We start from the raw sequence: 17,843 nt of genomic DNA, 5'->3' as shown, positions 1-17,843 counted from the left end.
CAAGTTCTGGTGCCGTGCCCTCGCTCCTTGTATCAGCGGCGCCGTCGCCAATGTCAGGGTCGATCTGAAGCCCTGTCTGCACCTCGGCCGACGACAGTCAGCCACGACGGCGGGTGCGCTGGCCGACTACGCACGCGTGTGCCTCGCTGTACCCCCGCCGGCCTCAGCCACGCTACTGGCTCGTGTTGTCGGTCAGAGCAGTCGCGACGGAGGTACCGGGTACAGCAGTCAGGCGGAGGTGCTGGTGTGCACCACGGTCCGGTGTCGTCATGCCAGCCACGTGAAGGTTCGAGCCCGTCTCGGGATGCCGTCGCCGCCCGTGCTCGCCGTCAGTAGGAACCTGTGCACCGCCCGTTACCAAGAAGGTCTTCCCTTTTGCTAGCAAGCAGACCGTTTGAGAGCCATACTGTCCCATCAGGTGTCAGTTTTGCTGGGGGTGGCTCGGGTTGGGGAATGTCGGCCGCAAGAAGACCGTCGCTTTCTATGAAATCGTCAGGCCCAAGGAAGCGGGAGACCCTAGGTTCGGGCACCTCGATTGGCCAAGGGTTCTAACGAACCTTGGGAGCCTTGAAATGCTTCAGCGTCGATATAGACATGGCGATGATGTGTACGTAGGCGACCCCATTTCACTACAAGGTCGCCAGCATCTCGTTTTGGCGAGGCTTCGAGATGGAGATATTCAGCAGATCGACTGGGAGCACAACCACATCTCCGACTTACAGCTTGACGGAAATCGTAGCGTAGTCGATACGACGATTGTCTGTTTTCTTCCCTTCGGGAATGTGATCGGAGTGATCCAGGGGAGTGCCTCCGCTCCCCGACCGACTGCCCTGCAGCGGTGGCTGAATGCAATGAATGTCGTAGATCGAGACTTGGCCGTAATGCCTTTGGTGGGAAAGAAGGCATGGGAGAAGTTGAGTAACGCTGAAGCGGTCAACTTGTTCGAAATGAGACTTCGCCCTGGGAAGCTGATGTTCCCCTCGGACGCCGATGGGCTAGGAGATTTTTCGCGACAAGCGCACAGGCGGAATCCAGATGCGCTGATTACGCTCACCATGAAGATTCCGAAGCGGCGCGGGTTTGGGCGGGACACTTCCCGCTCTCGGGGGGAGCGGCGACTGCGTGAAGATGTCCAGCATTTCATCTCGGACTTCGGCAGCCTGGTAGGGCCTGACGGGGCAGTAGACAGAGCGATTGCGCATGTGACTCTGTCGGCCTCGGACGGATCGCTTGTAGAAGATCAAATCAACTTCGTTTCCGACCACATCACTGCACAGAAGCCAGTGTTCTTACGGCGCAGCGAAGGGCAGGCCCCCTGGTATGAGGCAGCCGTCCACGCGGTCCTCGACGTGGCTTCGGCCCATGAGGCCGAGCTCCGCGACGCTGTCAGACCCGTGCCATAGGCTCTCACTAGCCGAAGGGGGCAGTGATGGCAAGCGGGGTTCAATTTACTCGGAGAGCGCACAATCTGTGGAGTGAGCATCCGGGCGTGGACTGGGCAGGTGCGCTAATTTGCGTGGTGGCGCTTGGATTATGGCAGCACAATCATATTCTCAGTCATCACTCCAGTGATCAGCGAATGAACGTCTACGCGACAGTCGCTTCCGTTGCGGCGATCATCGGTGGTTTTGGGACAGCTGCGATTAGCCAGTACGCAACCAGTTCCGGTCGACGTATGACTTTTTTGAGAGCGCGCTTTGGTGAGAGCCTTCGCCGAAATTGGGTAAGCGTCTTGACCTCTATGACTGCGGTATCTGCTGGATGCCTGGCGGCCATGCTAAGCGATACAGGGAAGACGATCGGCTGGCAGGGATGGGTGGTCGGCTTGCTGCTCTTCCTGGGACTCCTCCGAGCTGTGCGCTTGATTTGGCTATTCCGTCTCCTAATCGACGTATCCGATCACGACGGTACGATCGCAACCAGAGATGAACCGGTAAGGATTATCGACCCGGGGAACCCCTAATTCAGGTTCGACTTCGTCAGGGTCGCAGATATCGAGCGAGTGGCGAAAGGGATTCGGGCTGGAGCTGCTTTGGTGTGAGCGATCGTTGCCTTGCAGGTTTCCGGTGCGTCGGGCGGTCTGTGCCCGGTAAAGCACGACGCTGGGGTCATGCTCTTCGAGGTTCGCACCAAAGTGGCTCCATAAAACCGCGGGACCGACCGCCCCAGCCATGACATTTCCTTTCTCTGGCATCAGGCGGCTGCATGCTTTGAGCGCGGCACGGGCGCCGGCCGGGCTGGAGCGGGGCGGAGACAGGAGCGCAGGCCCGGCCGGGGGCCGGGTCGCGCGCGGTGAGCGGAGCGAGCCGCCTTGATGATGGAGAGAAAGTCTTATCCCGCTGGGATGAGGTGCTTCCCGTCATGGCTGCGTACGTGAGGGCCGTTGCCGTCCAAGGCGTCCAGGAGCCTGACCGCGTAGACCTCGGCCATGCGCTCGCTGACCTCGTCCGGAGTGAGCCAGGAAACGGCGGTGGACTCGCTGGAGGTGCGTTCTGTGCCGCCGGAGGGCTTGCAGCGGAAGACCAGGGCGACGACGCCTCGGGCCATGTTCTTGTACACGCCGGTGAGTTCGTCCACCTCGACGTGGATGCCGGTCTCCTCCAGGACCTCGCGGGCCACGCCGGCCTCCGGGGCCTCGTCGAGTTCGAGCACACCGCCGGGGAGCTCCCAGGTGCCGTTGTCGGCTCGGCGGATCGCCAGGAGGCGGCCGTCCTCGCGCACTACCACTCCGGCTACGGACACAGAGTGCAGGGGGGACGGCCTTGCTTCCCGTGATTGACTCATGCAGAGGAGCATAGGAGGCAGGGAAGGGCTATGGGGACTGCGGTGGGAGGGGCTGGTTCCGGGCCTCGGTATGTGCAGATCGCGGACGAGATCGTGCAGCAGATCAGGGCAGGGGTTCTCAAGCCCGGTGACATGGTGCCGAGCGAGTCCGAGCTGGTGGAGCGCTACGGCGTGTCCGGCGGGACGATCCGTAAGGCCATGGTCGAGGTACGGGCGAGCGGGCTGGTGGAGACCCGGCACGGCAAGGGCTCGATCGTGAAGAACCGGCCTCCGGTGCGGCACCGCTCCTCCGATCGCTTCCGGCGCTCACTTCGGCAGGGTGGGCAGGCGGCCTACCTCGCGGAGTCCGCCCAGTCCGGCGCGACGGCGAAGGTGAGCGTCCTCTACATCGGCCCGACGGAGGCGCCCGAGGATGCTGCCGAGCGACTGGGCGTCCCCGCCGGTACGCAGGTGCTGGCTCGCCGGCGCCTGTACTTCCGTAACGGCACCCCGGTCGAGACCGCCACCTCCTACCTCCCCTGGGACGTCGTCAAGGACATCCCCGAGCTGTTCGCCGAGAACCCCGGCGGCGGTGGCATCTATGCGCGGCTGGAAGACCACGGGCATGAGTTCGCGGAGTTCGTCGAGACGCTCCAAGCTCGGCCGGCCTCGAAGGCGGAGGCGACGGAGCTGGCGCTGAGCCCGGGGGCGCCGGTGGTCCACCTGATCCGGGAGGCTCGTACGACCGCGGGCCTGGTGGTGGAGGTGTGCGACACGCTCATGGCAGCTGACCAGTTCGTTTTCGAGTACCGGATCCCTGCGGGCGACTGACGCCCACTCAACCTCCCACAGCCCGTCGCGAGTTCTTCTTCGCGGCGGGTTGACTCATGTACAGGAGTCAGGCACTCTTCTTTCTGTTACTCATGTACATGAGTGGCGAAGTTCGGCATATATAGAGGAGTGGTCTCTGTGCGTCAGATCCCCGTCGACACGTCCGGTGCGGTCGTGATGGTCGCCAAGTCCCCGCAGGTCAAGGTCCGCGACCGCCGTACCGGCGAGATCGCCACCGACACCGAGACCGGGGCGAAGCTGATGACGGTCGACGTGATGTTCGCGGCGAACGAGGAGGTGGAGATCCTGTCCATCACGGTCCCGGAGCCCGGGATCACCGGCGAACTGTCCATGGGTACGCCCGTCGCGCTCACCGGCCTGATCGCCCGGCCATGGGAGAACGACTTCAACGGCCAGAAGCGGCACGGCATCGCGTTCCGCGCCGTCGCGGTCACCTCGCTCGCCGACGCTGCTGCCGGGCCCAAGGCGGCCTGATCGTGACCACGTTCACGGTCGCTTCGGTGCTGGTCGTCGCCGCCGTGGGTCTCCTGCGGTGGCGGCGCCCCGCCTGGTACTGGTTGACCTTCGGGGTCACGCTGGCCGTGGTGCGGGTCCTGGTCCGGTACGGCTCGGTCATGGACGCCTGCGGGCTGACCGTCCCGCCCGCCCGGTGGCGGCTGGCCCTCGCGCGGGCCACCAACCGGCCGATACCGGAGCCGCTTCCGCCGCGCATCCTGCGGTTACGGCCCACCCGGACCGGCCTGGTCCTGCGGCTCAAGCTCCGTCCCGGACAGGACGCCTTCGACCTCGCCGCCGCCTCGGACCGGCTGCGGCACTCGTTCTCGATGTACGGCGTGACCTCGCGGGAGCTGCGCTCCGGCGTCGTCGAGGTGCGGATGACCGGCTACGACGTGCTCAAGCGGGTGCGGATGCCGGCCGATCCCGACCCGCGGCCCATGCGGGTCCCGGTCGCGCTGCGCGAGGACGGCTCGGTGCACTACCGCGACTACCGGGCGATCCCTCACGCCCTCACCCTGGGCGCCACGGAATCCGGGAAGTCCGTCTACCAACGGAACCTGGTCGCCGGACTCGCCCCGATGGACGTCGCCCTCGTCGGCATCGACTGCAAACAGGGGGTGGAACTGTTCCCCCTGGCCCGCCGGTTCTCCGCGCTGGCCGACGACCCCGACACCGCCGCCGAAGTGCTCGACGCGCTCGTGGTCCGGATGGAGCGCGTCTATCAACTCATCCGGTCGCAGCAGCGGATCACCTCCGACGTGCCGGACGCGGAGATCGCCGCCGACATCTGGGACCTGCCCGACGATCTGCGCCCCGTGCCGGTCGTGGTCCTGGTCGACGAGGTCGCCGAACTCGCCCTGTTCGCGAGCAAGGACGAGGAGAAACGCCGGGACCGCATCATCACCGCCCTGGTCCGTCTCGCCCAGCTCGGCCGCGCGGCCGGCATCTACCTCGAAATCTGCGGGCAGCGCTTCGGCTCCGAACTCGGCAAGGGCATCACCATGCTCCGCGCCCAGCTCACCGGCCGCACCGCCCACCGCGTCAACGACGAAACCAGCGCCAACATGGCCTTCGGCGACATCTCCCCGGACGCCGTCCTCGCCGCCATCCAGATCCCCGCCGAGCTGCGAGGGCTCGCCATCGCGGGCGACTCCTCCGGCGGCTGGCACCGCATCCGCGCCCCGCACACCTCGCTCCGCCAGGCCGTGAACATCTGCAACCGATACGCCGACCGGACCCCGGACCTGTCCGAGCTGGCCCCGTTCCGGCCCGCCCTCGCCGAGCCCGACGCTGCGTCCGCGCCGCTGGTCAAGGCCTCCTCGGCCACCGCCTGATCTTCTCCCGCTTCCCACGGTCGGCGTGACCGCCTTCGCGCCGAGTCCCTACCCCGCCATGCCCAAAAAAAGGAGGGCCCGCCATGTGCCCGGACTGCGAGGACTTCGCCCGGACCGTGCTGCTCCTGGGCCGACTCGCCCTGTACGCCGACATGGCCGGCGCCGACCTGGACTTCGTGGACGCCGTCAGCTCGTCCCTCGCCGTCTCGCTGCCCGAGCCGCCGCCCGGCATGTCCGCGGACGGCTGCGACTCCGACGGCGACGCCACGTGCCCGGACGACGTCTGATGAGCGCCCGGCGCGTCCTCCGGATCGACGCGGTCCTGATCCAAGCCGTGATCGCGGGCGCCCTGTCCTTCGCGCACCTGCACGACCTGGCTGCCGCCGCCGGACAGGACGGCTGGAAGGCGTGGGCCTACCCGGTCAGCGTCGACCTGCTCATGGTGGCTGCCTGGCGGCGGCTGCGCTCCGAGGGGCCATCCCGGCTGGCCTGGTGCTGGTTCGTCGTCGCGCTGTTCGCCTCGCTCGGCGCCAACATCGCCACCGCCGGATTCCTCGACCTGGCCGACCCGCCCGCCCTGCTCCGCCTCGGCGTCGCCGGATGGCCCGCGCTCGCCTTCCTGGGCGGCACGCTCCTCGCCCACTCGCCAGCTCCGGACGGGGAAACGCAACCCGAGTCGGTGGGGCCGGAGCCCGCTCCGTCGGCACCCGTCGCGGACGCGGGGGAGAGCGCGCCTCCGGTCGAACAGCCGGCCCCGGTCGCCGAACACGCGTCGGCCACGGAAGTCACATCCGACCCTGACGTGGTCGCCGTTCCTTCGACTTCCGTGCAGGCCACCGCGCCTCCCGCTGTCACCGCGGCCCCCGCTCCTCCTGTCCCCGCCGTCCTCGTCGACCACGCCCGCAAGGTCGCCGCCGACTACCGCGACCGCACCGGCGCCGCCATCGACACCGACACCCTGCGCGCCCGCCTCGGCGTCCCGCCCCACCTCGCCGACGCCATCGCCGCCCACCTCACCTGATCAGGAAGGAACGACCGATGACCTCCGATCCCGCCGACCTGACCGCCGCCGACTACCTCGACAGTGCCCGCGAGATGACCGCCGCCGACCGGCCCTACCTCGCCCACCTGCTCGCCGAGGAAGCCGCCCAGCGCACCACCGACCCCGCCACCGCCGCCGGCATCCGCGCCACCTTCCCCGGCCCCACCACCACCCGGAAGGACTGACCGCCATGCCCGCACGCGACCACTTCCACTCCGTGATGCGCATCGGCCCCGTGCAGATCGGCACCCACCGCGACCGCCGCGGCCACACCGCGCACGCCGCCGTCTGCACCGCCGACCGCTGCGGCTGGTCCGCCGACTACTCCAGCCAGTCCGCCGCCCAGCTCGCCGCCCGCACCCACCGCTGCCGCGTCCGCTAGGAGACACACCGCCATGCATGTCCCGCTCTGGCTCGCGCTGCTCGTCGTCGGCTACCTCGGCGTCAAGCTCTTCCGCCCGCCCGCCTGGTTGATCGCCGTCGTCCTGCTCGGCGGCTTCCTCCTCGCCGACAGCGTCCTGGCCCCCGCCGTCAGCACCCTCGTGAAGTAGCCCGCCCGAAAGAGGAGACCGCCGATGCTCCGCCCGAAGATCCCCGCCATGCCCACCCCGACCGGGCTCGTCACCCCGCCCGCCGTCGTCGAGTCGACCGCCGTGGTCCAGCACCACCGGGCATCCGCCCCCGCCCCGATCCCGGCTGCGTCGACCCGCCCGGCAGTCCAGCTCACCCCCGGCACCGCCCTCGCTCTCGTCGGCGCCGGCACCGCCGCCGTCCTGGTCGTCGGCGCCGTCCTCGTCTCGATGCTCCTGGCCGTCGCCGTCACCGGCGCCTCGGTCGCCGTCTGCGCGGTCGTCCTGCGCTCCCTGCTCGCCGCCGACGCCAAGCGTCGCTGACCGGCCCCCGGGCGGCCTCGATACCGCCAAGCATCCGCCGCCCGGGAGCCGTCCCCACCGATCGATCTCGCAACCGAAAGGAACCCTCAGCATGGCCCACCGGGCCTCTCCCGCGGCACCGAAGGTGACCACGTCCGCCCACTTGCTCGACCCGATCACCCTCGGAGACGTCCTCCGGGTGGCCTCGGCCTCCGACTACGCCCGCTGGGAGGACCAGGTCCGCCGTACCGGCGGCTGCTCCGACCCGATCCACCTGACCGGCTGGACCCTCACCAAGGACAAGACCACCGGCGAGACGCTGCACCACTACTCCACCGAGAACGAGCCGGGCGGACGCCTCCGCCTCGCCTGCGGCAACCGCCGGGCCTCCCGCTGCCCGTCCTGCGCCTGGACCTACGCGGGCGACACCCACCACCTGATCCGCGCCGGCCTCGCCGGGGACGACCGCCGCGACATCCCCGCCACCGTCCGCGATCACCCGCGCGTCTTCGTCACCCTCACGGCCCCCTCGTTCGGCCCGGTCCACAACCGGCCCGATCACGGCGGCCCCTGCCGCTGCGGCGACCGGCACGCGTCCGACGCCCCGGAGCTGGGCACCGCCCTCGACCCGGACGCCTACGACTACGCGGGCGCCGTCCTGTTCAACAACCACGCCGGACAGCTCTGGCAGCGCTTCACCACCCGGCTCCGCCGCGAACTCGCCGCCCGCGGCGACCTGGCCCGCCGGGAACTCGCCGACCACCTGCGCGTCTCGTACGGCAAGGTGGCCGAGTTCCAGAAGCGCGGGGCCCTGCACTTCCACGCCGTCGTACGCCTCGACGGCCCCGACGGACCCGGCACCCCGCCGCCCGTCTGGGCCACGGTCGACGTGCTCACGGACGCCATCCGGGCCGCCGCCGCGCACTCCTACACCTCGGTCTCCGTCCCGGCTGCCGACGACCAGCCCGCCCGGACGTTCCGCTGGGGCCGACAGCTCGACGTCCGCCCGGTCAAGGCCTTCGGGGACGGCTCCGACATCACCGAACAGGCCGTCGCCTCCTACGTCGCCAAGTACGCCACCAAAGCCGCCGAGAACACCGGCACCTTGGACCGCCGCATCGGCGAACTCGCCGAACTCGACCGCCACGGCGTCCCCGACCACACCCGGCGGCTCATCACCGCCTGCCGTGACCTCGACGCCCTGTACCCGGACCGACGCCTCTGGGCCTGGGCGCACATGCTCGGCTTCCGCGGCCACTTCTCGTCCAAGTCGCGCGCCTACTCCACCACCCTCGGCGCCCTTCGCCAGGAACGCGCCGACTTCCGCGCCGCTCAAGAGGCGTCCGTCCTCGGCCTCGACGACCGCGAACCGGACACCGTCCTCGTCCTGACCGACTGGCAGTACACCGGCCACGGCCACACCCCGGGCGAAGCCGCCCTCGCCGCCACCATCGCCCGCGGCCTCCAGACCAACCGCGAGACTGCCCGCGACGCCCTGCGTGACAGCTTCACCGAGGAGGGAACCGCAGCATGACCACCGCCACCGCCGAACTCCTGACCGTGCCGGAGGTCATGGCCCGGCTCAAGCTCGGGCGTTCCAAGGTCTACGACCTCATCCGATCGCACCGCCTCGCCTCCATCAAGATCGACGGCGCCCGCCGCATCCCTGCTCACGCCGTCACGGACTTCGTCCTCGGCCAGATCGAGGAGGCTGCCTGATGGCCGGTCAGCGCAAGCGCAACCCGAACGGCGCCGGCACCATCACCAAGCGCAAGGACGGCCGCTTTCACTGCGCGGTCTACGTGCTCCAGCCGGACGGCAGCCGTGCCCGCAAGTTCGCCTACGGCAAGACGTGGGCCGAGTGCGACACCAAGCGCCGGGAGCTGCTCGACAAGGTCGACCAGGGCGTGCCCGTGCCCACCAAGTCGGCCAAGCTCTCCGAGTGGCTGCCGTACTGGCTGGACAACGTCATCAAGCCCCGGCGCAAGCTCAGCACCTTCGACAAGTACGAGGCGCATGTCCGGCTCTACCTGGTGCCGCTCCTCGGCTCCAAGCGGCTCGAATCCCTCGGCGTCGCCGACGTCCGCCGCTTCCTCGTGCGTCTGGAGAAGGAGACGACCGCCGCAACCGCCAAGGAATCGCACCGGGTTCTGCGCTCGGCGCTGACCTCCGCCTGTCGCGAGGAACTAATCACGCGCAACGTCGCCAAGCTCGTCGAGCCGCCCCGAACGGACACGCCCGAGCTGCACCCCTGGACCCTCGACGAGACGCTCGACTTCCTCGCGGCCTCTCGCAAAGATCCGCTCTACGCGGCCTTCGTCCTCGCCATCGCCATGGGCCTCCGTCGGGGTGAGATCGTCGGTCTCCGGTGGTCGGACCTCGACCTCGACAACCGCGTCCTCTACGTCCGTCACCAAGTCCAGCGGCGCCGTGGCGTCCTCTACGACGACGACCCCAAGAGCCGCCGTCGCCGAGTCGTCCCGCTGCCTGCCCTGTGCATCGCGCCCCTTCGGTGGCACCGTCTGCGGCAGGCTGACGCCCGCGTCAAGGCGGGGGAGAAGTGGCAGGCCTCCGACTACGTCTTCGCGACCCGCACCGGTCGCCCCGTCGAGCCGCGCAACCTGTACCGCTCCTTCACCCGTGTCGCCGAGTCCGCCGGCCTCCGCGTCATCCGGCTGCACGACGCCCGCCACGGCACCGCCACTCTCCTCACGGCGGCCGGAGTCGCGCCCCGCGTCGTGATGGAGATCCTGGGCCACTCGCAGATCAGCATCACCATGGACGTGTACACGCACGTCGTACAGGACACACAGCGCGAGGCCATGAGCCACATGGACCGGCTGCTGCGGAAGAGGCGCCCCGGTCGTCAGTGACCGTCGCCGTTGATGTCAGAAGTAGATGTCAAAGGGCCCTCACATACGGAGATCCGTATGTGAGGGCCCTTTGACCTGGTGCCCCCGGCAGGATTCGAACCTGCGACACCCGCTTTAGGAGAGCGGTGCTCTATCCCCTGAGCTACGAAGGCGAAGGCGGCGTCGCGCGTGTGGGCGTGACGCCCACAGAGTACCGGATCAATGGGGGAGGCAGGGGTGAGGCCGGCGCGGTCGGCAGGCAGTCAGGGGCGCCGTCAGGACAGGGGAGCGGGGGCACCCCGTCCCGCTCGCTCGCCCCCTCACCTCCCCCCACCCCGGATCACCCGCACCCGGTAATCCCCGTCCCCGTACACCCCCTCCACCACGATCCGCACCTTCGCCTTCGGGTCCTTGAAGGTCTCGCCGGGGACGAACGGCGCGTCCGACAGCTCCGCGTGGACGTTCGGGCTGCGGGTGCAGCCGCCGCTGTCCCGATGGGCGTCGTACACGGTGACCGGGCCCATGCCGGTGTCGACGTCCGCGTCGACGCGGTAGATGAGGACGCCCGGGCGGCACACCGCCTCGTCGTTGCCGGCGTGGGTGCGCACCTCCACCGCGTAGCCGCTGCGGGCGCTCAGCGGGACGAACACCAGCTTCGGGCCGCCGGTCACCGCGAGCGGGGTCAGTCGGTACTCGCTCGTCCCGGGGTGCGCCGCGCAGGCGATCTGGGAGTCGTCCAGCCAGCCCAGCTTCCACTTGTGCCAGCCGAGCAGGTCGTTGTCGGCCCCCCAGTCCTCGCTCATGATGTCCCAGTGGCCGACCGAGCCGCCGCCCTCCTGGGTGTAGAGGTCGGGCAGCCCGAAGACGTGCCCGTTCTCGTGGGGCAGCACGCGGTAGCCGGTCTTGTCGTACGAGCCGGAGCCGTCGTCCTGACGGGAGTAGACGAAGGACGCGTTCGCCACCGGGACCCCGTCGGCGGTGGGGGCGTCCGCGTTGCCGGCGAACGTCACCGACAGGACCGTGTCCAGCGCGGAGGGGCCGGCGTTGGGGGTGACCAGGACGTTCAGCAGGTCGTACGACGCGAAGTCGACCTCGCCGTCCGCGGCGGCCACGATGTCCTGGACCAGCTGCCGGTACCCCGGCTCGAAGGGCGCGCCGCGTTCTATGCCGTACGCGCGGAACGGCTTCGGCATGCGCAGCCAGTGGCGGACCGGTGTCTCGGGGACGTAGTCGAGGCGGCCGTACGACGCCGTGCGGAACCATTCCCGGGTCTGCGGGAAGAACTCGTGGAAGCGGTTCAGCGCGTTCCCCTGGCCCGGCGCGTCCGAGAAGTCGATCATCAGGCTGAGGGCGCGCACGCGGCCGGTGGAGCGGGCGTAGCCGCCGGGCGTGGGGACGCCCTCGGACATCTGGACGGCCGAGCCGCCCGCGATCATGCAGGGGGCGAGGGTGGTGGCGCGGGCGGGGGAGACCGCCGGGCCCGCGCCCGCGCCGGAGGGCCCCGCGGTGGGCGGCCGGCCGGAGCCCGCGGCGGTGCTGACCGCCAGCGTCAGCAGCGTCACCGAGGCGAGCGCGGCGGCACGCCGGGAGCGTATGCGGCGGCTGCTCGGCTGCGGCTGCATGCAGGTGCCCTTCGCTCCCGGCAGCCACCGTCACCGGCTGCACCCCTGCGATCACCCTGTGCCGCGACACGCCGGGACGCGCGCTGGAGGGGCCGATCGTGGGTTACCGGGCGGTATGTGGTGCGCACGGGGCAGCCCTCACCACACCACCCGTGGAGTGACGCGCATCACATTCGAAAAAAGTCCCCGAACGGGAAATAACCGGGGACCCCTTCCCCGTTTAGCCATGTGTCCGAGCGAAACGGGGACAGCTTCCCCGGATCGCCGGGGCAGCAGCACCATCGAGGTCATCCGGCCTCACACAGACCGCAGGACCCCTACGACCAAGGAGTGCACCGTGACGACCACCGCCCCCGTCCAGCGCAAGGCGCCCCGGCCGCGCGCCGATGCCCTGCGCAACCGGGAGCGCATCGTCACCGCCGCCCGCGAGATGTTCGTCGAGTTCGGGCCCTACGTCCCGCTCGACGAGGTCGCCCGCCGGGCCGGCGTCGGCAACGCCACGGTGTACCGCAACTTCCCCGACCGCGACGCGCTGGTGCGCGAGGTCGTCTGCCAGGTCATGGACCGTACGGCGCAGGCGGCCCGGCAGGCGCTCGAGGAGACGGGGGACGCCTTCGAGGCGCTGGAGCGCTTCGTGCACGTGTCCGCGGACGAGCGAGTCGCCGCGCTGTGCCCGATGATCTCCAGCACCTTCGACGTCAACCACCCCGACCTGGAGGCCTCCCGGGTCCGCGTCGAGCAGCTGATCGAGCAGCTCATGGAGCGGGCCCGGCGGGCCGGACAGCTCCGCGAGGACGTCGGGCCCGGTGACCTGATGGTCGCGGTGGCCCAGCTCAGCCGCCCGCCGGCGGGGACGGGGTGCCTGAACGTGGACCGGTTCGTCCACCGCCATCTCCAGCTGTTCCTGGACGGACTGCGGGCCCCGGCCCCCTCCGCCCTGCCGGGAACGCCCGTCACCCTGGAGGACCTCCGGCAGGCCTGACCCGACCCGGCACGAGACCTGCTCCCTCCCAGACCTGCTCCTGCCAGACCTGATCTTTCCTGCTCTCTCCTTCTTTCTTCGTCGTTCCTTCGATTCCACCGTTCCGACGTTTCGTTCCGACGTCCTGTTCCGACCAACGTTTTTCGACGTCCCGAAGTCCCGAAGTGGGTACCCCCATGTCTGAAACAGCCGTGAAGGCTCCCGGCGCCGCCCGAGAGGGCGACGCCAACCGCTGGAAGGCGCTCGCGTTCATCGCGCTCGCCCAGCTGATGGTCGTCCTCGACGCCACCATCGTGAACATCGCCCTGCCCTCCGCACAGCAGGACCTGGGCATCTCCGACGGCAACCGGCAGTGGGTCGTGACGGCCTACGCGCTCGCCTTCGGCGGTCTGCTCCTGTTCGGCGGCCGCATAGCGGACCTCTGGGGCCGCAAGCGCGCCTTCGTCACCGGCCTGGCCGGCTTCGCCCTGGCCTCCGCGCTCGGCGGTGCCGCCGCCAACGAGGCCATGATGTTCGGCGCCCGCGCCCTGCAGGGCGTGTTCGGCGCGCTGCTCGCCCCGGCCGCGCTGTCGCTGCTGGCCGTGATGTTCACCGACGCCAAGGAGCGCGCCAAGGCGTTCGGCATCTACGGTGCGATCGCCGGTGGCGGCGGCGCCGTCGGCCTGATCCTCGGCGGCTTCCTCACCGAGTACCTGGACTGGCGCTGGACGTTCTTCGTGAACATCCCGTTCGCCATCGTCGCCGCGCTCGGCGCGTACTTCGTCATCCGTGAGCCGGAGGGCGGCCGCAACCGCAACCCGCTCGACATCCCCGGCGTGCTGCTGTCCACCCTGGGTCTGGTGGCCCTGGTCTACGGCTTCACCCGCGCCGAGTCCGAGGGCTGGAGCGACTCGCTGACCATCGGCATGTTCGTCGCGTCCGGCGTGCTGCTGCTCACCTTCGTGCTGGTCGAGGCGAGGGTGAAGGCCCCGCTGCTGCCGCTGCGCGTGGTCACCGAGCGCAACCGCGGCGGTGTCTACCTCTCGCTCGGCCTCGCGATCATCGCGATGTTCGGCCTGTTCCTCTTCCTCACCTACTACCTGCAGGTCGTCAAGGGCTACACGCCCGTGAAGACCGGCTTCGCGTTCCTGCCGATGATCGCGGGCATGATCACCGGTTCCACCCAGATCGGCACCCGGCTGATGACCCGGGTCGCGCCGCGGCTGCTGATGGGCCCGGGCTTCCTGGTCGCCGCGCTCGGCATGCTGCTGCTGACGCGCCTGGAGATCGGCTCCTCGTACGCGGCCGTGCTGCTGCCCGCGATGATCCTGCTGGGCCTCGGCATGGGTACGGCGTTCATGCCGGCGATGTCCCTGGCCACCCTGGGCGTCGAGCCGCGGGACGCCGGTGTCGCCTCCGCGATGGTCAACACCTCGCAGCAGGTGGGCGGTGCCATCGGTACGGCGCTGCTGAACACGATCGCCGCGTCCGCGACGACGTCGTACATCAAGGACCACATCGCCTCCGCCGGGTCCCGGCCGCAGCAGCAGCTGGTCCAGCTGGAGGGCATGGTGCACGGCTACACCAGCGCCATCTGGTTCGCCGTCGGCATCCTGGTCGCGGCCGCCGCGATCGCCGTGACGCTCATCAACGCCGGCCGTCCGAACATGGGACCGATCGCCGGTTCGGGCTCGGGCGACGGGGTCGCGGACGAGATCGCGGTGCCGGTGGTGGCCCACTGACCGGCTGAGCCCCGGCTGCCAGAGGTACCCCTCCGGTTCCGTCCCGGTGTACGGCGGGGAAGGGGACGCCCCGTCCGTCCACCCCCTGGGGGAAGCCCTGCCCTGGCCCCGCGCCGCCGCTCAGGCGGTCAGCGGAGCCAGGGCAGGTCCGCACCCGCTTCGTTCGGCTGGAGTCCCTCGGCGACGATCTGCATGATCTCGCCGAGGGACTTCTGCTGTTCCGGGGTCAGCCGGTCGAACAGCGCCTGGCGCACGGCGGTGACGTGGCCCGGCGCGGTGCGGCGCAGCACCTCCAGGCCCGCGTCGGTCAGCACGGCGAACTGGCCGCGCTTGTCCGAGGGGCAGTCCTCCCGGCGCACCCAGCCGTTCTTCTCCAGGCGGGCGACGGCGTGCGAGAGCCGGGAGCGGGTGATCTTCGCCTGCATGGCCAGCTCGGTCATGCGCAGCCGGCGGTGCGGTGCCTCGGCGAGGCCGACCAGCAGGCCGTAGTAGATGTGGGGCATGCCCGCGTCGCGCTGGAGCTGTCGGTCGAGGTGGTCCTCGAGCAGGGTGGTGGCGTGCAGGTAGGCGCGCCAGACGCGCTGTTCCTCGGCGGTGAGCCACTGCGGCTCGTCGGCGGGTGCGGATGCCGTGTTCATGCTTTCCATCGTACGGCGCCTGTCCTTGAAACTTGAACAAAGAGGTCGTAGGGTGGGCACTCCGCTAGTGCTTGAAGTTTTAAGCAAACGTCCCGAGTGTGAGGGAGCCGCCGCCATGACCGCCGCCGCCCCGCGGGAGCGCATGCCCGCCCTGTACCTCAGTCACGGCGCCCCGCCGCTCGCCGACGACCCGGTCTGGCCCGACGAGCTCGCCGCCTGGTCCGCCGCGCTGCCCCACCCGAAGGCCGTCCTCATCGTCTCCGCCCACTGGGAGGAGGCCCCCCTCGCGCTGGGCGCGGTCGAGACCGTCCCCCTGGTGTACGACTTCTGGGGCTTCCCGGAGCACTACTACCGGGTGACCTACCCGGCCCCCGGCGCGCCGGAGCTCGCCGAGTCCGTCCGCAAGCTGCTGCGCGCCCCCGGCACCCCCGTGCAGGACATCCCCGACCGGGGCCTCGACCACGGCGCCTACGTCCCCCTGGTCGAGATGTTCCCGCGGGCCGACGTCCCCGTGCTCCAGGTGTCCATGCCGACCCTCGACCCGGTGCGGCTCATGGAGATCGGCCGCCGCCTCGCCCCGCTGCGCGACGAGGGCGTGCTGATCGTCGGCTCCGGCTTCTTCACCCACAACCTCGCCGCGCTGCGCCACACCGGCGCCGGGGTGCCCAGCTGGTCCTCCGAGTTCGACGACTGGGGGCGGCGCGCACTGGAGACCCGGGACTGGGACGCGCTCCTCGACTTCCTGAACAAGGCCCCGGCCGGCCGGTACGCCCACCCGCGCACCGAGCACTTCGCCCCGCTGTTCGTGACCATGGGCGCGGCGGAGGCCGACGGCGAACTCGACGCGCAGAAGTCCGTGATCGACGGGTTCTGGCTGGGAATGGCGAAGCGGTCGGTGCAGTTCGGCTGAACGAGTGATGGTGCGGGGCCCCGTGGCAACCATCGGGCGGTGCCGCCCGTCTTCACGGTGGGAGGGCGGCCACGGGCGGTGAGCGGCCACGGGCGGTGCTCCCCAAGGGTGACGACGACGGCGTCGAATGTGATGGGCGTCTCACGGGCGATGTGGTCGATGAGGTCCGTGAGGGTGTCGAGGTCCCCTCGATCCCGCCCTGACCTGCACCCTTGTCGGTTCCGGCGGCGGTCCGCCGCCTCGTGTGGCCGGGCAGGATACTGCATGATCACGCGATCCGGGGGACGCGAGGGGAATTCTGTCCTGTTTCCAGTCGTTGTATCCGTCGGAAGCCGGGCACCCGTGGAGAGTCCCCCCAGAGGACCGGACCCAGTCCCGCAAGGGAGTGGTCCCGTGGCCGGCAGCCGAAGGACCACCCGCTGACCCACCATCGCAAGGGAGCACGCATGGCAACCCGTGCCGTCGCCCGTCGTCAGTCCGCCACCGGCGAGACGGCCGACGCGGCAAGCAGTGTTCGCGCCACCGGCGGCGAAATCGCCGACCGCGATCTGGTCGGCATGTACCTCGACGAGATCGCGCGCACACCGCTGCTCGACGCCGCCAGGGAGGTCGAGCTGTCGCAGATCATCGAGGCGGGTGTGTTCGCGCAGCAGGTCCTGGACGGCTTCGAGGAGTCGCGGGCCGACGCCTCCCGGGAGGAGCTGGAGGCCCTGGTCGCCGCGGGTGAACGGGCCAAGGACGTCTTCATCCGCTCCAACCTCCGCCTGGTCGTGGCGGTCGCCCGGCGCTACCCGCGCAGCGGCCTGCCCCTGCTCGACCTGATCCAGGAGGGCAACGCCGGTCTGGTGCGCGCGGTCGAGAAGTTCGACTACCGCAAGGGCTTCAAGTTCTCGACGTACGCCACCTGGTGGATCCGCCAGGCGATCACCCGGTCGATAGCCGACCAGTCCCGCACCATCCGCCTGCCCGTCCACCTCGTGGAGGAGCTGGGCCGCATCCGCCGCGTGCAGCGCGAGTTCAACCGCGAGAACGGCCGGGACCCCGAGCCCGCCGAGATCGCCGCCGAGCTCGGCTCGACGCCGGAGCGCGTGACCGACGTCCTCGACTGGGCCCGCGACCCGGTCTCGCTGAACATGTCGGTGGACGACGAGGGCGAGACCCAGTTCGGCGACCTGCTGGAGGACACCAGCGCGGTCTCCCCGGAGCAGTCGGTGCTGACCCTGCTGCGCAGCGAGGAGCTGGACGGCCTGATCGACCGCCTCGACCCGCGCACCGCGTCCATCATCAAGATGCGCTACGGCATCGACGACGGCCGCGAGCGCACGCTGACCGAGGTCGGCAAGGAGCACGGCCTGACCCGTGAGCGCATCCGCCAGATCGAGAAGCACGCCCTGCTGGAGCTGAAGAAGCTCGCCCGCGACACCGGCTTCGAAGCGGCGGCGTAGGCGGCGTGACCGGCGCGGGACCCGGCCGTCCGGCGTACGCCGGGTGGCCGAAGCCCGCGCAAACATGGCGGGGGACCGTCGCTTCAACCCGGCGAGGCGGGGAACAACCCTGTTGAGCACGGGAGTTCGAGCACAGAACCCTGGAGCTCACTTCCCGGAGCGACCCCAGCGGCCACCCACGACCACGTCCCGACGCAATCCCCCCCCGGCGCCGGGACTCTCCCAGAGCCGGCCTCCGGCGCCTGTCCCCCCGGGCGCCGGAGCCGGCTCCTCCTGTGCCGCCCCTCATCCGACGGGCGGGCACCACGCTGG

The 17,843-nt window shown here is 69.9% G+C and carries 21 protein-coding genes and 1 tRNA gene; 17 read left to right on the top strand and 5 right to left on the bottom strand.

Annotation, left to right across the window (positions count from 1 at the left end):
• Positions 1-572 precede the first annotated feature (572 nt).
• The gene (locus E4U91_RS15010) at positions 573-1,403 is read left to right on the top strand and encodes a hypothetical protein (protein WP_137307333.1); all 831 of its coding nucleotides are present in this window, start codon (positions 573-575) and stop codon (positions 1,401-1,403) included.
• Positions 1,404-1,882: 479 nt separating this feature from the next.
• On the opposite strand, the gene E4U91_RS15005 is transcribed toward E4U91_RS15010, so the two are convergent.
• Together E4U91_RS15005 and E4U91_RS15000 are read right to left on the bottom strand one after the other, a co-directional pair.
• The gene (locus tag E4U91_RS15005; protein ID WP_137307332.1) at positions 1,883-2,173 is read right to left on the bottom strand and encodes a hypothetical protein; all 291 of its coding nucleotides are present in this window, start codon (positions 2,171-2,173) and stop codon (positions 1,883-1,885) included.
• A gap of 158 nt (positions 2,174-2,331) precedes the next feature.
• Positions 2,332-2,796, bottom strand: a complete 465-nt coding sequence (locus E4U91_RS15000; RefSeq protein WP_168218115.1) for an NUDIX hydrolase — start codon at positions 2,794-2,796, stop codon at positions 2,332-2,334.
• A gap of 18 nt (positions 2,797-2,814) precedes the next feature.
• Between E4U91_RS15000 and E4U91_RS14995 the strand changes: the two genes are divergently transcribed.
• From E4U91_RS14995 to E4U91_RS14940, 12 genes are all read left to right on the top strand, one after another.
• A complete protein-coding gene (locus E4U91_RS14995) occupies positions 2,815-3,594 on the top strand; it encodes a GntR family transcriptional regulator (protein WP_137307330.1) in 780 nt (259 codons plus the stop codon).
• Between the two features lie 138 nt (positions 3,595-3,732).
• Positions 3,733-4,089, top strand: a complete 357-nt coding sequence (locus E4U91_RS14990) for an SCO3933 family regulatory protein (RefSeq protein WP_137307329.1) — start codon at positions 3,733-3,735, stop codon at positions 4,087-4,089.
• A gap of 2 nt (positions 4,090-4,091) precedes the next feature.
• Complete coding sequence (locus E4U91_RS14985; protein ID WP_137307328.1) at positions 4,092-5,447, top strand: FtsK/SpoIIIE domain-containing protein; 1,356 nt, start codon at positions 4,092-4,094, stop codon at positions 5,445-5,447.
• A gap of 83 nt (positions 5,448-5,530) precedes the next feature.
• Positions 5,531-5,734 (top strand): hypothetical protein, encoded by a 204-nt coding sequence (locus E4U91_RS14980; protein ID WP_137307327.1) that lies wholly within the window; start codon positions 5,531-5,533, stop codon positions 5,732-5,734.
• Positions 5,734-6,468: a DUF2637 domain-containing protein gene (locus E4U91_RS14975; RefSeq protein WP_137307326.1), complete on the top strand. Its 735-nt coding sequence runs from the start codon at positions 5,734-5,736 to the stop codon at positions 6,466-6,468. Before E4U91_RS14980 ends, E4U91_RS14975 begins: the two co-directional genes overlap by 1 nt.
• Before the next feature lie 17 nt (positions 6,469-6,485).
• Entirely contained in the window at positions 6,486-6,674 is a 189-nt protein-coding gene (locus tag E4U91_RS14970) for a hypothetical protein (protein ID WP_137307325.1), read from the top strand.
• Between the two features lie 5 nt (positions 6,675-6,679).
• Positions 6,680-6,871: a mobile element transfer protein gene (locus E4U91_RS14965; protein WP_137307324.1), complete on the top strand. Its 192-nt coding sequence runs from the start codon at positions 6,680-6,682 to the stop codon at positions 6,869-6,871.
• Positions 6,872-6,884: 13 nt separating this feature from the next.
• Complete coding sequence (locus E4U91_RS14960; RefSeq protein WP_137307323.1) at positions 6,885-7,040, top strand: hypothetical protein; 156 nt, start codon at positions 6,885-6,887, stop codon at positions 7,038-7,040.
• 24 nt (positions 7,041-7,064) lie between these two features.
• A complete protein-coding gene (locus tag E4U91_RS14955) occupies positions 7,065-7,382 on the top strand; it encodes a SpdD-like protein (protein ID WP_137307322.1) in 318 nt (105 codons plus the stop codon).
• A 91-nt stretch (positions 7,383-7,473) separates the two neighbouring features.
• On the top strand, positions 7,474-8,895 hold the full coding sequence (gene repSA, locus E4U91_RS14950; RefSeq protein WP_137307321.1) for a replication initiator protein RepSA: 1,422 nt from the start codon (positions 7,474-7,476) through the stop codon (positions 8,893-8,895).
• Positions 8,892-9,080 carry a helix-turn-helix domain-containing protein gene (locus E4U91_RS14945; protein ID WP_137307320.1) on the top strand — a complete coding sequence of 63 codons (189 nt, stop codon included), beginning with the start codon at positions 8,892-8,894 and terminating at the stop codon, positions 9,078-9,080. Before repSA ends, E4U91_RS14945 begins: the two co-directional genes overlap by 4 nt.
• Positions 9,080-10,234: a tyrosine-type recombinase/integrase gene (locus E4U91_RS14940; protein WP_137307319.1), complete on the top strand. Its 1,155-nt coding sequence runs from the start codon at positions 9,080-9,082 to the stop codon at positions 10,232-10,234. The genes E4U91_RS14945 and E4U91_RS14940 overlap by 1 nt, the downstream gene beginning before the upstream one ends.
• Before the next feature lie 76 nt (positions 10,235-10,310).
• Here E4U91_RS14940 and E4U91_RS14935 read toward each other — a convergent pair.
• Positions 10,311-10,386, bottom strand: a tRNA-Arg gene (locus E4U91_RS14935).
• A gap of 147 nt (positions 10,387-10,533) precedes the next feature.
• Entirely contained in the window at positions 10,534-11,835 is a 1,302-nt protein-coding gene (locus tag E4U91_RS14930) for a M6 family metalloprotease domain-containing protein (RefSeq protein WP_137307318.1), read from the bottom strand.
• Between the two features lie 337 nt (positions 11,836-12,172).
• Here E4U91_RS14930 and E4U91_RS14925 point away from each other — a divergent pair, with 337 nt between their 5' ends.
• A complete protein-coding gene (locus tag E4U91_RS14925) occupies positions 12,173-12,817 on the top strand; it encodes a TetR/AcrR family transcriptional regulator (protein ID WP_241678584.1) in 645 nt (214 codons plus the stop codon).
• Positions 12,818-12,993: 176 nt separating this feature from the next.
• Positions 12,994-14,538 carry an MFS transporter gene (locus E4U91_RS14920; protein WP_137307316.1) on the top strand — a complete coding sequence of 515 codons (1,545 nt, stop codon included), beginning with the start codon at positions 12,994-12,996 and terminating at the stop codon, positions 14,536-14,538.
• A 128-nt stretch (positions 14,539-14,666) separates the two neighbouring features.
• On the opposite strand, the gene E4U91_RS14915 is transcribed toward E4U91_RS14920, so the two are convergent.
• The gene (locus tag E4U91_RS14915) at positions 14,667-15,176 is read right to left on the bottom strand and encodes a MarR family winged helix-turn-helix transcriptional regulator (protein ID WP_137307315.1); all 510 of its coding nucleotides are present in this window, start codon (positions 15,174-15,176) and stop codon (positions 14,667-14,669) included.
• Between the two features lie 142 nt (positions 15,177-15,318).
• Here E4U91_RS14915 and E4U91_RS14910 point away from each other — a divergent pair, with 142 nt between their 5' ends.
• Together E4U91_RS14910 and E4U91_RS14905 are read left to right on the top strand one after the other, a co-directional pair.
• A complete protein-coding gene (locus tag E4U91_RS14910; RefSeq protein WP_137310826.1) occupies positions 15,319-16,086 on the top strand; it encodes a dioxygenase family protein in 768 nt (255 codons plus the stop codon).
• A 446-nt stretch (positions 16,087-16,532) separates the two neighbouring features.
• Positions 16,533-17,531 (top strand): sigma-70 family RNA polymerase sigma factor, encoded by a 999-nt coding sequence (locus E4U91_RS14905; protein WP_137307314.1) that lies wholly within the window; start codon positions 16,533-16,535, stop codon positions 17,529-17,531.
• The last annotated feature ends 312 nt before the right edge of the window (positions 17,532-17,843 follow it).

Origin of the sequence: Streptomyces lasalocidi, assembly GCF_005280215.1 — a bacterium.
In the GTDB taxonomy this organism is placed as follows: domain Bacteria; phylum Actinomycetota; class Actinomycetes; order Streptomycetales; family Streptomycetaceae; genus Streptomyces; species Streptomyces longwoodensis.
Note: the sequence above shows the minus strand (reverse complement) of the source record. Positions and strands in the feature narration are given on the sequence as shown.